The organism is Apilactobacillus intestinapis (assembly GCF_049166695.1).
GTDB classification, from domain to species: domain Bacteria; phylum Bacillota; class Bacilli; order Lactobacillales; family Lactobacillaceae; genus Apilactobacillus; species Apilactobacillus kunkeei_C.
Genome location: NZ_JBMHFD010000007.1, coordinates 29,655 through 45,480, shown reverse-complemented (window position 1 = coordinate 45,480; position 15,826 = coordinate 29,655). Strand labels below are relative to the sequence as shown.

Annotated in this window: 14 protein-coding genes; all 14 read left to right on the top strand. The window is 35.7% G+C overall.

Annotation, left to right across the window (positions count from 1 at the left end; genetic code table 11):
• Window positions 1–28 precede the first annotated feature (28 nt).
• The 14 genes from ACOMA7_RS05455 to ruvA all read left to right on the top strand — a co-directional run bounded on the left by ACOMA7_RS05455 (window position 29) and on the right by ruvA (window position 15,813).
• Window positions 29–667 (top strand): amino acid ABC transporter permease, encoded by a 639-nt coding sequence (locus tag ACOMA7_RS05455; protein ID WP_034534329.1) that lies wholly within the window; start codon window positions 29–31, stop codon window positions 665–667.
• Window positions 668–678: 11 nt separating this feature from the next.
• A complete protein-coding gene (locus tag ACOMA7_RS05450; RefSeq protein WP_301945567.1) occupies window positions 679–1,317 on the top strand; it encodes an amino acid ABC transporter ATP-binding protein in 639 nt (212 codons plus the stop codon).
• Window positions 1,318–1,320: 3 nt separating this feature from the next.
• Entirely contained in the window at window positions 1,321–2,184 is an 864-nt protein-coding gene (locus tag ACOMA7_RS05445) for an amino acid ABC transporter substrate-binding protein (RefSeq protein ID WP_421392469.1), read from the top strand.
• A 20-nt stretch (window positions 2,185–2,204) separates the two neighbouring features.
• Complete coding sequence (gene yfmF, locus ACOMA7_RS05440) at window positions 2,205–3,479, top strand: EF-P 5-aminopentanol modification-associated protein YfmF (RefSeq protein ID WP_301945566.1); 1,275 nt, start codon at window positions 2,205–2,207, stop codon at window positions 3,477–3,479.
• A complete protein-coding gene (gene yfmH, locus ACOMA7_RS05435; protein WP_421392466.1) occupies window positions 3,469–4,725 on the top strand; it encodes an EF-P 5-aminopentanol modification-associated protein YfmH in 1,257 nt (418 codons plus the stop codon). Before yfmF ends, yfmH begins: the two co-directional genes overlap by 11 nt.
• Before the next feature lie 78 nt (window positions 4,726–4,803).
• On the top strand, window positions 4,804–5,658 hold the full coding sequence (locus ACOMA7_RS05430; protein WP_054608059.1) for a helix-turn-helix domain-containing protein: 855 nt from the start codon (window positions 4,804–4,806) through the stop codon (window positions 5,656–5,658).
• 47 nt (window positions 5,659–5,705) lie between these two features.
• A complete protein-coding gene (gene pgsA, locus ACOMA7_RS05425; protein ID WP_034532136.1) occupies window positions 5,706–6,293 on the top strand; it encodes a CDP-diacylglycerol--glycerol-3-phosphate 3-phosphatidyltransferase in 588 nt (195 codons plus the stop codon).
• A gap of 44 nt (window positions 6,294–6,337) precedes the next feature.
• The gene (locus ACOMA7_RS05420; RefSeq protein ID WP_421392463.1) at window positions 6,338–6,805 is read left to right on the top strand and encodes a CinA family protein; all 468 of its coding nucleotides are present in this window, start codon (window positions 6,338–6,340) and stop codon (window positions 6,803–6,805) included.
• 90 nt (window positions 6,806–6,895) lie between these two features.
• On the top strand, window positions 6,896–7,942 hold the full coding sequence (recA, locus tag ACOMA7_RS05415) for a recombinase RecA (protein ID WP_034532137.1): 1,047 nt from the start codon (window positions 6,896–6,898) through the stop codon (window positions 7,940–7,942).
• 193 nt (window positions 7,943–8,135) lie between these two features.
• Entirely contained in the window at window positions 8,136–9,701 is a 1,566-nt protein-coding gene (gene rny, locus ACOMA7_RS05410) for a ribonuclease Y (protein ID WP_034532139.1), read from the top strand.
• Between the two features lie 79 nt (window positions 9,702–9,780).
• Window positions 9,781–10,581 (top strand): TIGR00282 family metallophosphoesterase, encoded by an 801-nt coding sequence (locus ACOMA7_RS05405; RefSeq protein ID WP_041152719.1) that lies wholly within the window; start codon window positions 9,781–9,783, stop codon window positions 10,579–10,581.
• A 23-nt stretch (window positions 10,582–10,604) separates the two neighbouring features.
• Window positions 10,605–13,226 carry a DNA mismatch repair protein MutS gene (gene mutS, locus ACOMA7_RS05400; protein WP_421392459.1) on the top strand — a complete coding sequence of 874 codons (2,622 nt, stop codon included), beginning with the start codon at window positions 10,605–10,607 and terminating at the stop codon, window positions 13,224–13,226.
• Window positions 13,227–13,241: 15 nt separating this feature from the next.
• Window positions 13,242–15,182 carry a DNA mismatch repair endonuclease MutL gene (gene mutL, locus ACOMA7_RS05395; protein ID WP_421392457.1) on the top strand — a complete coding sequence of 647 codons (1,941 nt, stop codon included), beginning with the start codon at window positions 13,242–13,244 and terminating at the stop codon, window positions 15,180–15,182.
• 13 nt (window positions 15,183–15,195) lie between these two features.
• Complete coding sequence (ruvA, locus tag ACOMA7_RS05390) at window positions 15,196–15,813, top strand: Holliday junction branch migration protein RuvA (protein ID WP_421392455.1); 618 nt, start codon at window positions 15,196–15,198, stop codon at window positions 15,811–15,813.
• Window positions 15,814–15,826: the final 13 nt, after the last annotated feature.

Below are 15,826 nucleotides of genomic sequence, written 5' to 3'. Positions count from 1 at the left end.
GTTTTTTTTATCAAAGGAGGAATAATTAATGCAATATATTTTAGAAATATTACCTTCACTATTTTCTGGGGTAGTAACCACATTAGAGATTTTCGCATTAACAATCGTTTTATCAATCCCATTAGGAATTTTAGTTTCCCTAGCATTAACCGGAAAAAATATTATCAAAGCAATCTTTGAATTTTATGTCTGGATCATGCGTGGAACTCCGCTATTATTACAATTGATTTTTATCTTTTATGGTTTACCAATTATCGGAATTGTATTCCCAAGATTTGAAGCAGCTGTTATCGCCTTTGTTTTAAATTATGCAGCTTACTTTGCTGAAATCTTTAGAGGTGGTTTTCAATCCATTCCAAAGAACCAATTCGAAAGTGCTAAGATGCTACGCTTAACTCGTTGGCAAACTCTTCGTAAGATTGTCATTCCGCAAGTTTTCAAAATTGTGTTACCTTCAATCGGAAACGAAGTAATTAACCTAGTTAAGGATTCATCATTAGTATACGTAATTGGTATTGGTGACTTATTACAAGCTGGAAATATTGCAACAGCACGTGACGTTACATTAGTTCCATTAATTTTAGTTGCTGTATTCTACTTAGTACTAACAGCGGTATTAACATTGGTACTAAGAAAAATCGAACAACGTTTTGATTACTGGAGATAGGAGGGATTAACATGTTTCAAGTAAAAAGTTTAAATAAGAGTTTTCAAGGTAAAACCATCATCAAGGACATGAACCTAGATGTTGCTGATAACGAAATCCTAAGTATTGTTGGTCCTTCCGGTGCTGGTAAGACAACACTATTAAGATGTATCACTGGTTTGGAAAAAGCCGATTCAGGTAAGTTCTTCTTGGATGGCGAAGAAATTGATCCAACTGATGATTCAAAATCAGTTATTGGGGTAGTATTCCAAGACTTTGGGTTATTCCCAAACTTGACTGTCATTGAAAACATCATCTTGGCACCACAATTAGTGTTAAAAAAGTCAAAAGAAGAAGCATTAAAAGAAGCACAAGAATTAATCGACAAGCTAGATTTAACTGGTAAGGAATCACTTTACCCATACCAATTATCTGGTGGACAAAAACAACGTGTGGCAATTGTTAGAACTTTGGCAATGCACCCAAAGATTATTTGCTACGATGAACCAACATCTGCATTGGATCCTAAGTTAAGTGAAGAAGTCGGAAAGATTATTTTAGATTTAAAGAAACAAAATATCACACAACTTGTGGTTACCCACGATGTGGCATTTGCAAAACAAGTTGCTGACAAGGTAAAGGAAGTTAGACCATTTAAAGAGGAGGGGTAGTCTATGAAGACCAAAGTTTTAAAAATGGTTGGAATTATTAGTGTTTGTTTGATGGCCGTTATCATGCTATCTGGTTGTGAATCTGTTACACAAAAAGCAGATCATCAAGATACATGGAGCCGCATTGAAAAGAACAAGCAAGTTACCATTGGTCTAGATGTTACCTTCGTTCCGATGGGGTTTGAAAACCAAAGCGGTAAAATCGTCGGCTTTGATGTCGACTTAGCCAAGGCTGTGTTTAAACAATATGGTATTAAGCCAGTCTTTCAACCTATCGATTGGTCAATGAACGTAACCGAGTTGAGAAATACCACCATCGATTTAATTTGGAATGGTTTCACAATTACTCCCGAACGACAAGCTGTTGTTAACTTCAGTAAGCCTTACTTGGCAAATGACCAAGAACTAGTTACTTTGAAATCATCTCACATTAATAAATTTAGTGATATGAAGGGCAAGTATTTAGGTGCCCAAAATGGTTCAGCTGGTCTAAATGATATTGACGATCAACCAAAATTATTGAAACAATATATTAAAAAACAATCACCAATTCTATACAATTCATTTACTAATGCATTTATTGACTTGAATCATGGTAGAATTAGTGGATTGTTAATTGATAGCACATATGCAAACTATTACATTGCACACCAACCTAACCCTGACATGTACAAGGTCGTTAGAGGTAAATTCCCACCAGAAGAATTTGGTGTCGGAATCCGCAAAGGTGATAAGACAATGCAAGCTAAGATTAATGCTGCATTCAAGAAGCTAGCAAAGAATGGTGAATTAGAAAAGATTTGTAAGAAGTGGTTCGGTAAGAACTACAACTCACCATTAATGAAATTAACAAATAATACGAAATAAGAACTAGAGGTGGGGTTTTGTTGCATAAGAAATTAGCCAATGGAGTAGACTTAAATGTTATTTTAGAAGATAAATTCAAAACAATTTCATTTACTTTTGATCTAGTTAGCGAGGCTATTCCAGAAAATTTTGCTAAACGAGCAGTACTTGCAGAATTGATGGAAATTAGTAATCAAGATTATCCAACGCAATCCAAATTAGCAAGATACTTATCATCAATGTATGGAGCCAGTTTTGGAACCAACGTTTTGAGATATGGTAATTTGTCAGTTCTAAGAATTAACTTGAGTATCCCAAATCCAAAATTTGTGGATGCAAAAGATGATTTATTACAACAGGCTGTTAGTTTTATTCATAGTGTAGTATTCAAGCCATTGGCTACTGATGGCCAATTTGATAAAGACACGTTTACCTTACAAAGAAACAACATGAAAAAGTATGTTGAATCAGTGGCAGATGACAAACAGTACTATGCTTCAATTCAATTGAAGAAATTATTTTACAAGGACTACCTAAACCGTGGTTCTTTTATATTTGGAACACCAAATGACTATGACATAATAGATAGTCAAAATGAATATGAATACTATTCAAACGTTTTAAATAACGATAATATCAAGATTTCTGTTATCGGGGATGTTGAGGAAGAAAGAATTTATAACTTGTTTGATCAATTTAAATTGTTAAATCGAAGTGTAGAATATGAATTAGCACCACTAACTTCATTTAAGATGAATGATGATGTTGAAATGGTCGATAAGAAGATTCAATCATCACAAAGTTGTTTGAATTTAGGTTACCGTTTGCCGATTTTCTACAATAATAAAGAAGCGATGGCAGCGGTATTGTTCAATGCTATTTTTGGTGGGACACCACAATCTAAACTATTCAAAAATGTGAGAGAAAAGAACAGTTTGGCATACAGTGCAAGTAGTTCATACAATTCTATCAATGGGTTTGTAATGGTAAGCACTGGTATCAATTACAGCAATAAGGATAAGGTCTTAGCAATTGTTAGGGAACAATTAAACGATATCGCTAATGGAAATGTCGACATCGATGTTTTAAACAGTATTAAGGCTGAAATGATTAACGCCAAAAAAGCTGTTTTGGACAGTCCTCGTCAAAACATGGAACAACAATTCGTTAATGGATTGTTGAACCGAGCTCTATCATTTGATGAATGGAAACAACGGGTTAATGATGTGACAATCGACCAAATTGCTGAGGTTGCTAAAAAGGTCGAATTGAATTCAATTTTCTTCTTAGATGGGAGGATTGATGATGCAAATTAAAGAGTATCGTAAGTTTAATGAAAAAGTATATATTGAAAAGATGGATAATGGGTTGTCTGTGGTAGTTGTTCCCAAGAAGGGCTACCAAAAGACTTATGCTACGCTTTCCGTACGATATGGATCTATCGATACCAACATTAATGGAAAGACTTATCCAGCAGGAATTGCCCATTTTCTAGAACATAAGATGTTCGATAAAAAAGATTATGATGCTATGGATGTTTTCTCTAAATATGGTGCAGGCTCTAATGCATTTACTAGTTTTAATAAAACAAGTTACCTATTTTCAACCACTGATAATGTTCATGAAAACCTAACTGAGTTATTGGATTTCGTGCAAGAACCATACTTTAGTGACGCAAAGGTAGAAAAAGAAAAGGGCATCATTGGCCAAGAAATTAGTATGTATGATGATGAACCAGGAGCTGTTTTATTCTTCAAGACAGTTCAAAACATGTTCCCAGATACGCCATTGAATGTTGATATTGCCGGCACAGAGGATTCAATCTATAAGATTACCAAGCAAGACTTGTATGACTCTTATAATTACTTCTATCAACCTCAAAACATGCAACTTACAGTTGTTGGAAACGTTGTTCCTGAAGATATCTTTAAGTGGGTTAGCGATAACCAAAGTAAAAAGAGTTTTAACGAACCTAAAGATGTCAAAAGAACGACAATTCAATCTTCTGAAATTGTGAGGGAAACCACCCATTATATGGATGTAAACCGTCCTAAAGTGGCTTTAGGAATTAAAGGTAATTCTAAATACAATGGTGATATTAAATATGAACTATCCATTTCACTATTGCTACAACTTCTGTTATCAGAAGGTTCTGAGATTTATGAAAAGATGTATAACGATGGAATTATCGATGACTCATTTGGTTTTGACTTTGATTGCGAAGATCAGTTTAACTTTGCGGTATTAGCGGGTGAAACTGAAAAGATTGATGAGTTCATTGATAGAATTTCAGATGTATTGGTTAACTTTGCCGACTATATTTCAGATAAATCTGATGAGTTTGAATTAATTAAAAAAGAAGAAATTGGTCAACATGTTTCAATGATGAATTCCATTGAAGCAATTGCAAATAACATGTCAGATGAAGATCATGATTTTGAAAATATCTATGATGAAATTGAAATGATTAAACAATTAGAATTAGATGATTTAATTCGTTATGGAAAATTATTTTTAAAACCTGACATGATAGTGAAAAACAAGATTTTTCCTAAAAATTAATTAGTTTAGATGTCTAGATAATATAGCTAATTATGATATACTGTAGATGTAAAATAATAAATAAGTGGAGTAATACCTATGCAAAATAACAATGGAAAACAAGTAGAAATTGGTAAATCACTACACGAAGCACGTGTCGCCAAGGGAATGTCCATTGACGATATTCAAAAGATTACCAAAATCCAAAAACATTACCTTGAAGCAATCGAACAGGGGAACTTTGCTGAACTTCCTGGTGATTTTTACGTTCGCGCGTTTATTAAGCAATTCGCTGACACTGTTGGCGTTAACGGTATTGAACTATTGAATGAACATGACGATAGTCTACCTGATACTCAAAGCGAAGAATACGCTGATGAAGTATCAAAGGATGACGTTAATAGCCGTGTAGCTAGTCGTAGTCGTGAACAAAGAAAAGACTCATTCCGTAAGGTTATTCCAACCATCGGAATTATCGTTGCAATTCTAGTAGTTGTTTGCGGTATTTGGGCAGTCGTTGTACATACTAATAGTTCTTCTCAAACTAGCATTAGTAGCAGTTCTGTTTCAGTTACTGGTTCTTCAGAATCAAGTTCATCAAGCAGCAAAGCTGATGACAAGAAGAAAGAAGATAAGAAGTCCACTGACACTAAGACTACCATTAAGGAAGTTAGCGCTACTAAGTATAATGTAACTGGTCAAAAAGAAAACACTGTTACTTTAAAGGCTACTGGTAGAGCATGGTCATCAATCATGGCTGATAACAAGACTCTATTCCAAGGTTCACAAAACAGTGGTGATAAGAAGGATGTTAAGCTTCCAGCTGACACTAAGAGTGTTAACATTTCACTAGGTAACACCCAAGGTGCTAAGATCTTGGTTAATGGTACTGAATTGAAATACGACAAGAGCACACCTTTAACTACACAAATTACATTAGAATTTAGTAAATAAAAAAGAGGGCTTTGTTAAAGCCCTTTTTTATTTCTATGGAGGAAATTATGAATTTACCAAACAAACTTACATTAATTAGAATAATAATGATTCCATTATTCATTATTTTGCTTTCATGTGACATTAACATGGGAACAGTTATCTGGTTAGGTACAAGTATCCAAGTAACCAGAATCGTTGCAGCAATCGTTTTTGCTGCTGCATGTATTACAGACTTTTTAGATGGACAAATTGCCAGAAGACAACATTTAGTTACTAACTTCGGTAAATTTGCTGATCCATTAGCAGACAAAATGATTGTTATGTCAGCATTCATTATCCTAGTTTCATTTGGCTTTGTTCCAGCATGGGTTGCAGCTGTAATCGTATGTCGTGAACTAGCCGTTACTGGTCTAAGATTAATCGTTGTTGAAAACGATGGCCAAGTAATTGCAGCTGCATGGCCTGGTAAGATTAAGACATTCAGTCAAATGATTGCCATTATCTTATTACTATTGAATGATTTCTTATTCATTCCATTTACAACCATTGGTTTTGGTACATTATTACTTTACATCTGCTTATTCTTCACTGTTTACTCAGGTGTTGAATACTTCTGGAAGAGTCGTTTCATTTTTGCAGATTCTTTCAAGTAAATCGATTTAATTATCGTATATATATAAGAAAGGTCGGATTATGTATGCAAATTGATACATCTATTGTTAACAAGCTTATTGACGATAAAATCACCATAACCGGAGCAGAAAGTTTAACGGCAGGGATGTTTCAATCCACTATTGGTGGAGTCCCCGGTGTTTCTGCTATCTTCTATGGTGGATTTGTTACTTATTCAAATGAAGCAAAGGCCAAGCTATTATCAATTCCAATGGAAGTAATTGATGAATATGGTGTTGTTTCTGGACAAGTGGCGATTTGGATGGCTAAGCAATCCAAGCAAATCATGAATGTAGACGTAGGGGTATCATTTACCGGTGTTGCTGGTCCTGATAGTTTGGAAGGACAACCAGCGGGAACTGTATTTATCGGATTAGATTACAAGGAAAATCAATTTGCAAAAGAATTTCATTTTAGTGGATCACGTCAAGAAGTGCGTGAACAGTCAGTACAAGCTGCATTGAAAATGATTGAAAATGAGTATTCTAAATAATGCGAACTTTTGTTCTGTTTTTACTTGCTTTTTTAATGAGAGATTAGTATAGTATAAATATCGAATAGTTATCAAAGGGAGGTCAAATTAATGGCTGATGAACGAAAAGCGGCTCTAGATGGTGCCTTAAAACGAATTGAAAAAGAATTCGGTAAGGGTTCAATCATGAGAATGGGAGACCGTGGAGATACTAGAATTTCCACTGTACCAACAGGTTCCTTAGCACTTGATAATGCATTAGGTGTTGGAGGATTCCCACGAGGAAGAATTGTTGAAATTTATGGACCTGAAAGTTCAGGTAAGACTACCATCGCGCTACAAGCTGTCGCAGAAGTACAAAAACAAGGTGGAACAGCGGCATACATCGATGCTGAAAATGCTTTGGATCCAGTATATGCTACCAACCTAGGGGTAAACATTGATGATTTACTTCTATCACAACCTGATACTGGTGAACAAGGTTTACAAATTTGTGACGCCCTTGTATCAAGTGGTGCCATTGATATCGTAGTTGTCGATTCAGTTGCGGCTTTAGTACCTAGAGCTGAAATTGAAGGTGAAATGGGTGATGCTCACGTTGGTTTGCAAGCTCGTTTAATGTCACAAGCACTACGTAAGTTATCTGGATCAATTAACAAGACTAAGACTATAGCTCTATTTATTAACCAAATTAGAGAAAAAGTTGGTGTTATGTTTGGTAACCCAGAAACTACACCTGGGGGACGTGCTCTTAAGTTCTATTCAACTATCAGACTAGAAATCAGAAGAGCTGAACAAATTAAAGATGGTACTGACATTATTGGTAACAGAACTAAGATCAAAGTTGCCAAGAATAAGGTAGCTCCTCCATTCAAGCGTGCCGAAGTTGATATCATGTACGGTCAAGGTATTTCACAAACTGGTGAATTAGTTGATATGGCCGTTGAACAAGATATCATTGGTAAGTCTGGTTCATGGTACTCATACGGTGAAGAAAGAATTGGTCAAGGTCGTGAAAACGCAAAACAATTCTTACAAGATAATCCGGACAAAATGGAAGAAATTAACAAAAAAGTTCGTGCTGCATATGGCATGGGCGAAGATGATTCTGAATCAGGTGAAGCCGAACAAACAAGTTTGGACACTGGTGAAGAATAACGATAAAGAAGCCGAAAGGCTTTTTTATTTTGCAAAAGAAAATAACATGTGTTGACACTTTCACAACTAAAATTTAAAATATAGTAATGTACATTGAACTATTTATTTAGTTCGCAAAATGACTAATAAATCATTCAATGCGCAATTATCAAAAACTTAATTAAATTAGATGATGTGGAGGTGCAATAAGCCTATGACTTATTTTTTACCTATGATCCTCGCAATCATCGCTGCTTTTGTAGTTGGTATCTCTGTGGGAATGTTTTCTAACAAGAAAATTGTTGATAAGAAATTAACAAAGGCCCACATGAGTGCACAAGATATTTTGGAAGATGCTAAACGACAAGCTCAAACCTCAGCTAAGGAAGCAATTCTTGAAGCTAGAGAAAAGAGTAACCATTATCGTTCAAACATCGAAAAAGAAATTAAGCAAAGACGAATTGAAGTTCAACGACAAGAAAATCGTCTAATTCAACGTGAAGATTCTTTAGATCGTAAAGATGACGCTTTTGATAAGCGTGAAGATTCATTGAATAAGCGTGAAGAAAAGCTTAATTCAAACCAAAAGAAACTTGAACAAAAGCAACAGCAAGCTGATATGCTAGTTAAACAACGTCAAGATGAGTTAGAACGTATCTCTTCACTTTCTCAAGAAGAAGCACAAGAGCTAATTATTAACGAAACAAAGAAAGAATTAGCTGACGAACGTGCCAAAATGGTTAAAGATAGTTATAACTTAGCTCGTAAGGAATCTTCTGAGAATGCCAAGAATCTAGTTATTGAAGCGATTCAACAAAGTGCTGCTGATATCGTATCTGAAACCACAGTTTCAGTTGTTAACCTACCTAACGATGATATGAAAGGTCGTATCATCGGACGCGAAGGTAGAAACATCAGAACCTTTGAAACCCTAACAGGAATTGATTTGGTTATTGATGATACTCCAGAAGCAGTTGTGCTAAGTGGATTTGATCCAATTAGAAGAGAAGTTGCCAAGATGGCACTTGAAAGCCTAATTAAGGATGGTCGTATCCACCCAGCTCGAATCGAAGAAATGGTAGATAAGAGTCGTCGAGAACTTGATGAAAAGATTCAAGAAATTGGTGAAGAAACAGTATTTGATTTAGGAATTCATTCATTGAGTCCTGAAATGATTATGATGATTGGTAAATTGAAGTTCAAGATTTACCATGGTCGTAATGTTTTGAGCCATTCTATTGAAGTTGCGAAGTTGTCAGGTGTCTTAGCCGCAGAATTAGGCGAAGACGTCGTATTAGCAAAACGCGCAGGATTGTTGCACGAAATTGGTCGCTCTGCAGATAATGAAACAGAAGGTTCTCACATTGACCTTGGTGTTGACTTAGCCAAGAAGTTCAAAGAAAGTCCAGTTGTTATTGACTCAATTGCAGCCGATAATGAAGACAGTGAACCTAAGTACATCATTTCTGAATTAGTTAATATCGCAAACAAGATTGCGATTGCTAGACCAGGTGCAAAGAGTAAATCTCTTGAAAGCTTTGTTCATCGTCTAGAAAGTTTGGAAACAATTAGTGATAGCTTCGAAGAAGTAAACAAGAGCTACGCAATTCAAGCCGGACGTGAAATTAGAGTGATTGTAAAACCAGAAAAAGTTTCTGATACTCAAGCAGTTGTTTTAGCTAGAGATATTAAAAATAAGATTGAAGAGGATATGGAATATCCTGGTCATATCAAGGTTACAATTATTAGAGAAGTAAGATCAATCGAATATGCAAAATAAAAAAAGGGCTTTTGCCCTTTTTTATTTTATGTAAAACGATGTAAAATAGTATATATATAATAATGAATTGAGGACGAAAATGAGAATACTATTTTTAGGTGACGTAGTAGGTAACTTGGGGGTAGAGATGGTAAGCAAGTATCTACCAATTCTAAAAAGAGACTACAAGCCACAGGTAACGATTGTAAATGGTGAAAATTCAACATCATTTGGTCGCGGAATTAATAAAAAAGTATATAAACAAATTATGAGTGCAGGGACTGACGTAATTACATTAGGAAACCATGCATGGAATAACGAAGAAATCTTCGATTTTATCGATGATACCAAAAAATTAGTACGTCCTCTTAATTATCCTGGTAAGGATGTACCGGGTAGTGGATATACAATTATTAACGTTAATAATAAGAAATTAGCGGTTGTTAATTTACAAGGAAGAATCTTTATTGATCCAATCGATGATCCTTTCCAAAAGATTGACGAACTTATCAGTGAAATTAAAAAAGAAGCGGATGCAATTTTTGTTGATTTTCACGCTGAAACAACCAGTGAGAAGAAAGCAATGGGGATGTATCTAGATGGTCAAATTTCTGCGATTGTGGGAACTCATACACATGTGCAGACCAATGATGACCAAATTCTAAAAAACGGCACAGCGTTCATTTCTGACGTTGGAATGTGTGGACCATTTGATAGTGTCTTAGGAATGAAGTATGAAAATATCATTCATCGTTTCATTACCCAACGTCCAACTAGATTTGAAGTTGAAGAAAAGGGACGTGGAATCGTCTCCGGATGTGTTATCGATTTAAGAGATGATGGCACTGCCAGATCTATTGAAAAAATATTAATTGATCCAAATCACCCATATAAGGGTTAGTAGCAAAGGAGGATATTGTTTTAATGGCTAGTAAAACTAAACAAACACCAATGATGGAACAATATCAGAAAGTAAAAGATCAATACCCAGATGCTTTTGTTTTTTATCGTCTTGGTGACTTTTATGAAATGTTCAATGAAGACGCGGTAAAGGGTGCCCAAATTCTTGAACTAACATTAACTTCTAGAAGTAAGAATGCCGACAATCCAATTCCAATGTGTGGAGTGCCACACAAAGCGGTTGAATCATACATCGATACCTTAATCGATAAGGGGTACAAAGTCGCAATTGTAGAACAAATGGAAGACCCTAAATTGGCAAAGGGAATGGTTAAAAGAGCCGTTACCCAATTAGTTACTCCAGGTACCAGAACTACAATGGGTGCCGAAAATGCTAAGGATAATAACTACTTAACAGCAATTGAATATTCAGATGCTGGTTATGGTTTTGCATACGCTGAACTATCTACCGGTGAATTAAAGACCACTGTTTTAAGTAATATGAACAGTGTTTTAAACGAGTTGATGACTCTACAAACTAAGGAAGTAATCGTTAACCGTGAAATTCCTGAAAAAGATGTCGCACTAATTAATAAAGTTGGAATCTTAGTTTCATATCAAGATGACATTAAAGAATTAGATGATATGAGATATCTTTCAGAAGGCTTAAGACAAGACCTAGAAAAGAAGGTCGTAAATCGTCTAACTACTTACATTGTGGACACTCAAAAACGTAGCCTTTCTCACATGAAGGCAGCCGTTGCATACAAGCCAGCTGAATTTTTGAAGATGGATCATAATTCACAATACAACCTTGAATTAACCAAGAACCTTAGAACCAACAAGAAGTCAGGTAGTTTACTATGGTTATTGGATGAAACCAAGACAGCGATGGGTGGTAGAAAATTACGTGAATGGATTGACCATCCACTAATTGATAAATCATCCATCGAAAATCGTCAAAACCAAGTCGATGATTTATTAAACCATTACTATGAACGTAGTGAAATCACTGACATGTTAGTGAAGGTCTACGATTTGGAAAGACTTGCCGGTAAGGTTTCCTTTGGTTCAGTTAACGGTCGTGACTTAGTTCAATTAAAGACATCATTACAACAAATTCCAAAGATTAAATATATCTTGGATGAAATGGATACAAAATCATTTGATGAAATTAACAATGATTTAGACCCAGTTGATGAAGTGTCAGAACTGATTGAAAAGGCAATTACTGAAGAACCACCAATCTCAGTCACTGATGGTGGAGTTATTAAAGATGGCTACAACGAAATGTTGGATCAATACAGGGATGCAATGAACAACGGAAAACAATGGATTGCTGAACTAGAAAGCAAAGAACGTGAGCTTACCGGTATCAATAACCTAAAGATTGGTTACAATCACGTTTTCGGTTACTACATCGAAGTATCAAAGGCCAACCTAAGCAAGTTGCCAGAAGATAGATATGAAAGAAAGCAAACTCTTACCAATGCTGAAAGATTTTCTACTCCTGAATTAAAGGAAAAAGAAAAGTTAATCATTGAAGCACAAGAAAAATCCAAGACCTTAGAATATGAATTATTCAGTGAAGTCCGCGATGTTGTTAAGAGTGCAATTCAAAGACTACAAAAACTAGCCAATGCGGTATCCAGTTTGGATGTAATGCAAAGCTTTGCATCTATTTCAGATGAATACAGATTGGTTCGTCCAACTTTAAATGAAGAACACAAGCTAGAAATCATTGATGGTAGACATCCGGTGGTTGAAAAGGTTATGGGTCATCAATCATACGTACCAAACGATGTGATTATGGATCCAGGAACAAACGTCTTGTTAATTACAGGTCCTAATATGTCTGGTAAGAGTACCTACATGCGTCAATTGGCATTAACAGTCATCATGGCACAAATTGGTTGTTTTGTTCCTGCTAAGTCTGCCGAAATGCCAATTTTTGACCAAATATTTACCAGAATTGGTGCTGCTGATGATTTGATTTCTGGACAAAGTACTTTCATGGTGGAAATGAAGGAATCAAACGAAGCGATTCAAAATGCTACCGATAACAGTTTGATCTTATTCGATGAAATTGGTAGAGGGACAGCCACATACGATGGAATGGCGTTAGCTCAATCAATCATTGAATATGTTCACAATCACATCCATGCTAAGACACTATTTTCTACTCACTACCATGAATTGACTGAACTAGCCGACTCATTGGATGAACTACAAAACGTTCATGTTGGTGCGGTTGAAAAAAACGGTGAACTAGTCTTTCTACACAAGGTGAAGAAGGGTGCTGCCGATAAGTCATATGGTATTCACGTTGCAAAATTAGCTGGTTTACCAAATGAATTATTATCCAGAGCAGACGTCATCTTAAGTGACTTGGAAAACAACAATGAAAAGACTAATACCGACAATGTTGTCATGGCAGAAAAATCAAGTCCAGTCGTTGAAGATGAAATTGATGAACCAGAACAACAACTTTCATTGTTTAGGGATGTCAAAGAACCCCAAAAGAAAAAACGTAAGAGTGGCGAAGATAAGATTCTAAAAGCTCTTAAGGACTTAGACTTGATGTCTAAGACACCAATGGATATTATGAATGAAGTATATAAATGGAAACGCGAAATTGATAAATAAATGAGGTGATTAATCTTGCATAAAATACATGAGTTATCAACAATTCTTGCTGATCAAATTGCAGCCGGTGAAGTTGTTGAACGACCTGCTTCGGTTGTAAAAGAATTAGTTGAAAATTCAATTGATGCGCAAAGTACGCAAATTGATATCAATATTGAAGATGCAGGATTAAAGAAAGTCAAAATTATCGATGATGGAATTGGGATTAATCACGATGATGTCGAAATCGCCTTTAAACGTCATGCAACAAGTAAGATTACTAACCAAAGAGATCTATTCAAGGTGCAATCCTTAGGTTTCCGTGGTGAAGCCTTGCCTTCAATCGCTTCAGTGTCAGATGTTCATTTGAAAACATCGACTGGGGATGAAGGAACTCAGATTCATATCAAGGGTGGCGAAATTAAAGAAATCAAACCAGCAGAAGCTAGAAGAGGAACAAGCATCTGCGTTGAGGACTTATTCTTTAATACACCTGCTAGATTGAAATACATGAAGACCATCAAGACTGAATTAGCCAAGATTTCTGATATTGTTGATCGTTTAGCAATTGGCCATCCTAATATCGCATTTTCTTTGGTTCATAACCAAAGAGAAATCTTAAGAACATCAGGTAGAGGCCAACTGCAACAGGTGATTGGTGATATTTATGGTGCCAAGAACTTAAAGCATATTATTAAGATTAAAAATGCTGATAATGACTTTAAGATTAGTGGTTTTGTAAGTTTGCCTGAATTAACAAGAGCTTCTAGAAACTATGTCACCATCACTTTGAATGGTCGATACGTTAAAAACTATGCTTTATTCAAAGCAATCACCGATGGTTATGGTTCTAAGCTAATGGTTGGTCGTTATCCAATTGCTGTATTAAATATCGAATTGGATCCGGTTTTAACGGATGTCAATGTTCATCCAACCAAACAAACCGTTAGAATTAGCAAGGAAGATCAGTTATGTAATTTGGTCGCAAAAACAATCTATGATACGATTTATCAAGAAAATCTAATTCCAGAAGTGATGACTAGAGACCGTGCTGTTCAACCAAGATACACTAATGAACAGTTGCAAATGCAAATCAATCAATATTCTCAGACAAGGGAAGAACCAAAGAGTGAACCTTTAGTTAACGATTATGTTGAGCCCGTTTTACAACCTCAAGCAGAAGAAAAAGAAGCAACACCTAAGGAAGACATCAAGACTTCTGATATTGATGCTATTTACATCAGTAATAAGGCACAATTAAATGATGAAGATGTAAAAAGTTTTGCTCATCGCTACGAACACCCCGTAACTCCATTTGGGGAAGATGAAGTGACTGATGATGAGGTATCAAACAACGATAATCAACCACGTTTTCCTAAACTTTTGTATATTGGTCAACTTCACGGAACTTATCTAATTGCTGAATCAGACGATGGTATGTACATTGTCGACCAACATGCTGCTCAAGAAAGAATTAACTATGAACGATTGAGAACTGAGATTGGAGAGGTATCTAACGACCAACAAAGTTTGTTAGTGCCACTAGTCTTGGATTATCCTAATCGTGATGCGTTAATCATTCAAGAAAAGTTGGGGATGTTACAAGAAGTTGGCCTAAATGTTGAACCATTTGGGAAGAACAGCTTCGTAGTAAAGCAACATCCAACATGGATTGAAGAAGGTAACGAGGAAGAAACCATTCGAGAAATGATTGATTGGGTCATTAATCATAAGAATATCTCGGTAGCTTCATTTAGAGCACAGACAGCGATTATGATGAGTTGTAAGCAAGCAATTAAGGCTAACCATCACTTGGATAGAAAACAGGCGGTTCATTTACTTGATGAATTAGCGACTGTTAACAATCCGTTTAATTGCCCTCATGGCAGACCCGTTTTAGTATCTTTTTCTAATACAGATATGGAAAAGATGTTCAAACGAATTCAAGACCCACATACTAACGACAATTTTATGTAATCGAGGATAGACTATGTTTGAATATTTAAAAGGAACCATCGAAGATGTCCAACCCGGATATATCGTAGTTGATGTAAACGGAGTTGGATACTTGGTATACACATCTAATCCATATGTATACCAAGTAGATAGTAATGAAGAAGTGAAGGTATTCATTCACCAAGCCGTGACTGATTCATCACAACTACTCTATGGATTCTCCAGCCGAGAATTAAAATCAATTTTTGAAAAATTGCTAAACGTTTCAGGAATTGGTCCTAAGAGTGCATTAGCAATTATTGCTGGAAACGATCCACAATCATTACTAAGCGCAATTAATACAGAAAACGTTAATTACTTAACTAAGTTCCCAGGTGTGGGTCAAAAGACTGCTAAGCAAATCATTCTTGATTTGAAGGGCAAGCTAGATGACATTGCACCATCATTATTCGATGACTTTACTGCTGAAAATCAACCTGTATCAGATGATAAATCAGACAACCAAGCACTTGAAGATGCATTAGAAGCACTAAGTGAATTGGGATATTCAGCACGTGACATTAAGAAGGCTAGAAAGGCCTTAGAAGATATTGAAGTTACAACTACTGAAGATTACTTAAGACAAGGATTAAGTGCTGTAACTAAATTTTAAGGAGGAGTATTAA

Coding starts and splice junctions, on each gene's coding strand:
- rny (WP_034532139.1), top strand. CDS start 8,136: ATGACTTATTTTTTACCTATGATCCTCGCAATCATCGCTGCTTTTGTA.
- ACOMA7_RS05420 (WP_421392463.1), top strand. CDS start 6,338: ATGCAAATTGATACATCTATTGTTAACAAGCTTATTGACGATAAAATC.
- pgsA (WP_034532136.1), top strand. CDS start 5,706: ATGAATTTACCAAACAAACTTACATTAATTAGAATAATAATGATTCCA.
- ACOMA7_RS05430 (WP_054608059.1), top strand. CDS start 4,804: ATGCAAAATAACAATGGAAAACAAGTAGAAATTGGTAAATCACTACAC.
- recA (WP_034532137.1), top strand. CDS start 6,896: ATGGCTGATGAACGAAAAGCGGCTCTAGATGGTGCCTTAAAACGAATT.
- yfmH (WP_421392466.1), top strand. CDS start 3,469: ATGCAAATTAAAGAGTATCGTAAGTTTAATGAAAAAGTATATATTGAA.
- ruvA (WP_421392455.1), top strand. CDS start 15,196: ATGTTTGAATATTTAAAAGGAACCATCGAAGATGTCCAACCCGGATAT.
- ACOMA7_RS05455 (WP_034534329.1), top strand. CDS start 29: ATGCAATATATTTTAGAAATATTACCTTCACTATTTTCTGGGGTAGTA.
- mutS (WP_421392459.1), top strand. CDS start 10,605: ATGGCTAGTAAAACTAAACAAACACCAATGATGGAACAATATCAGAAA.
- ACOMA7_RS05445 (WP_421392469.1), top strand. CDS start 1,321: ATGAAGACCAAAGTTTTAAAAATGGTTGGAATTATTAGTGTTTGTTTG.
- ACOMA7_RS05405 (WP_041152719.1), top strand. CDS start 9,781: ATGAGAATACTATTTTTAGGTGACGTAGTAGGTAACTTGGGGGTAGAG.
- ACOMA7_RS05450 (WP_301945567.1), top strand. CDS start 679: ATGTTTCAAGTAAAAAGTTTAAATAAGAGTTTTCAAGGTAAAACCATC.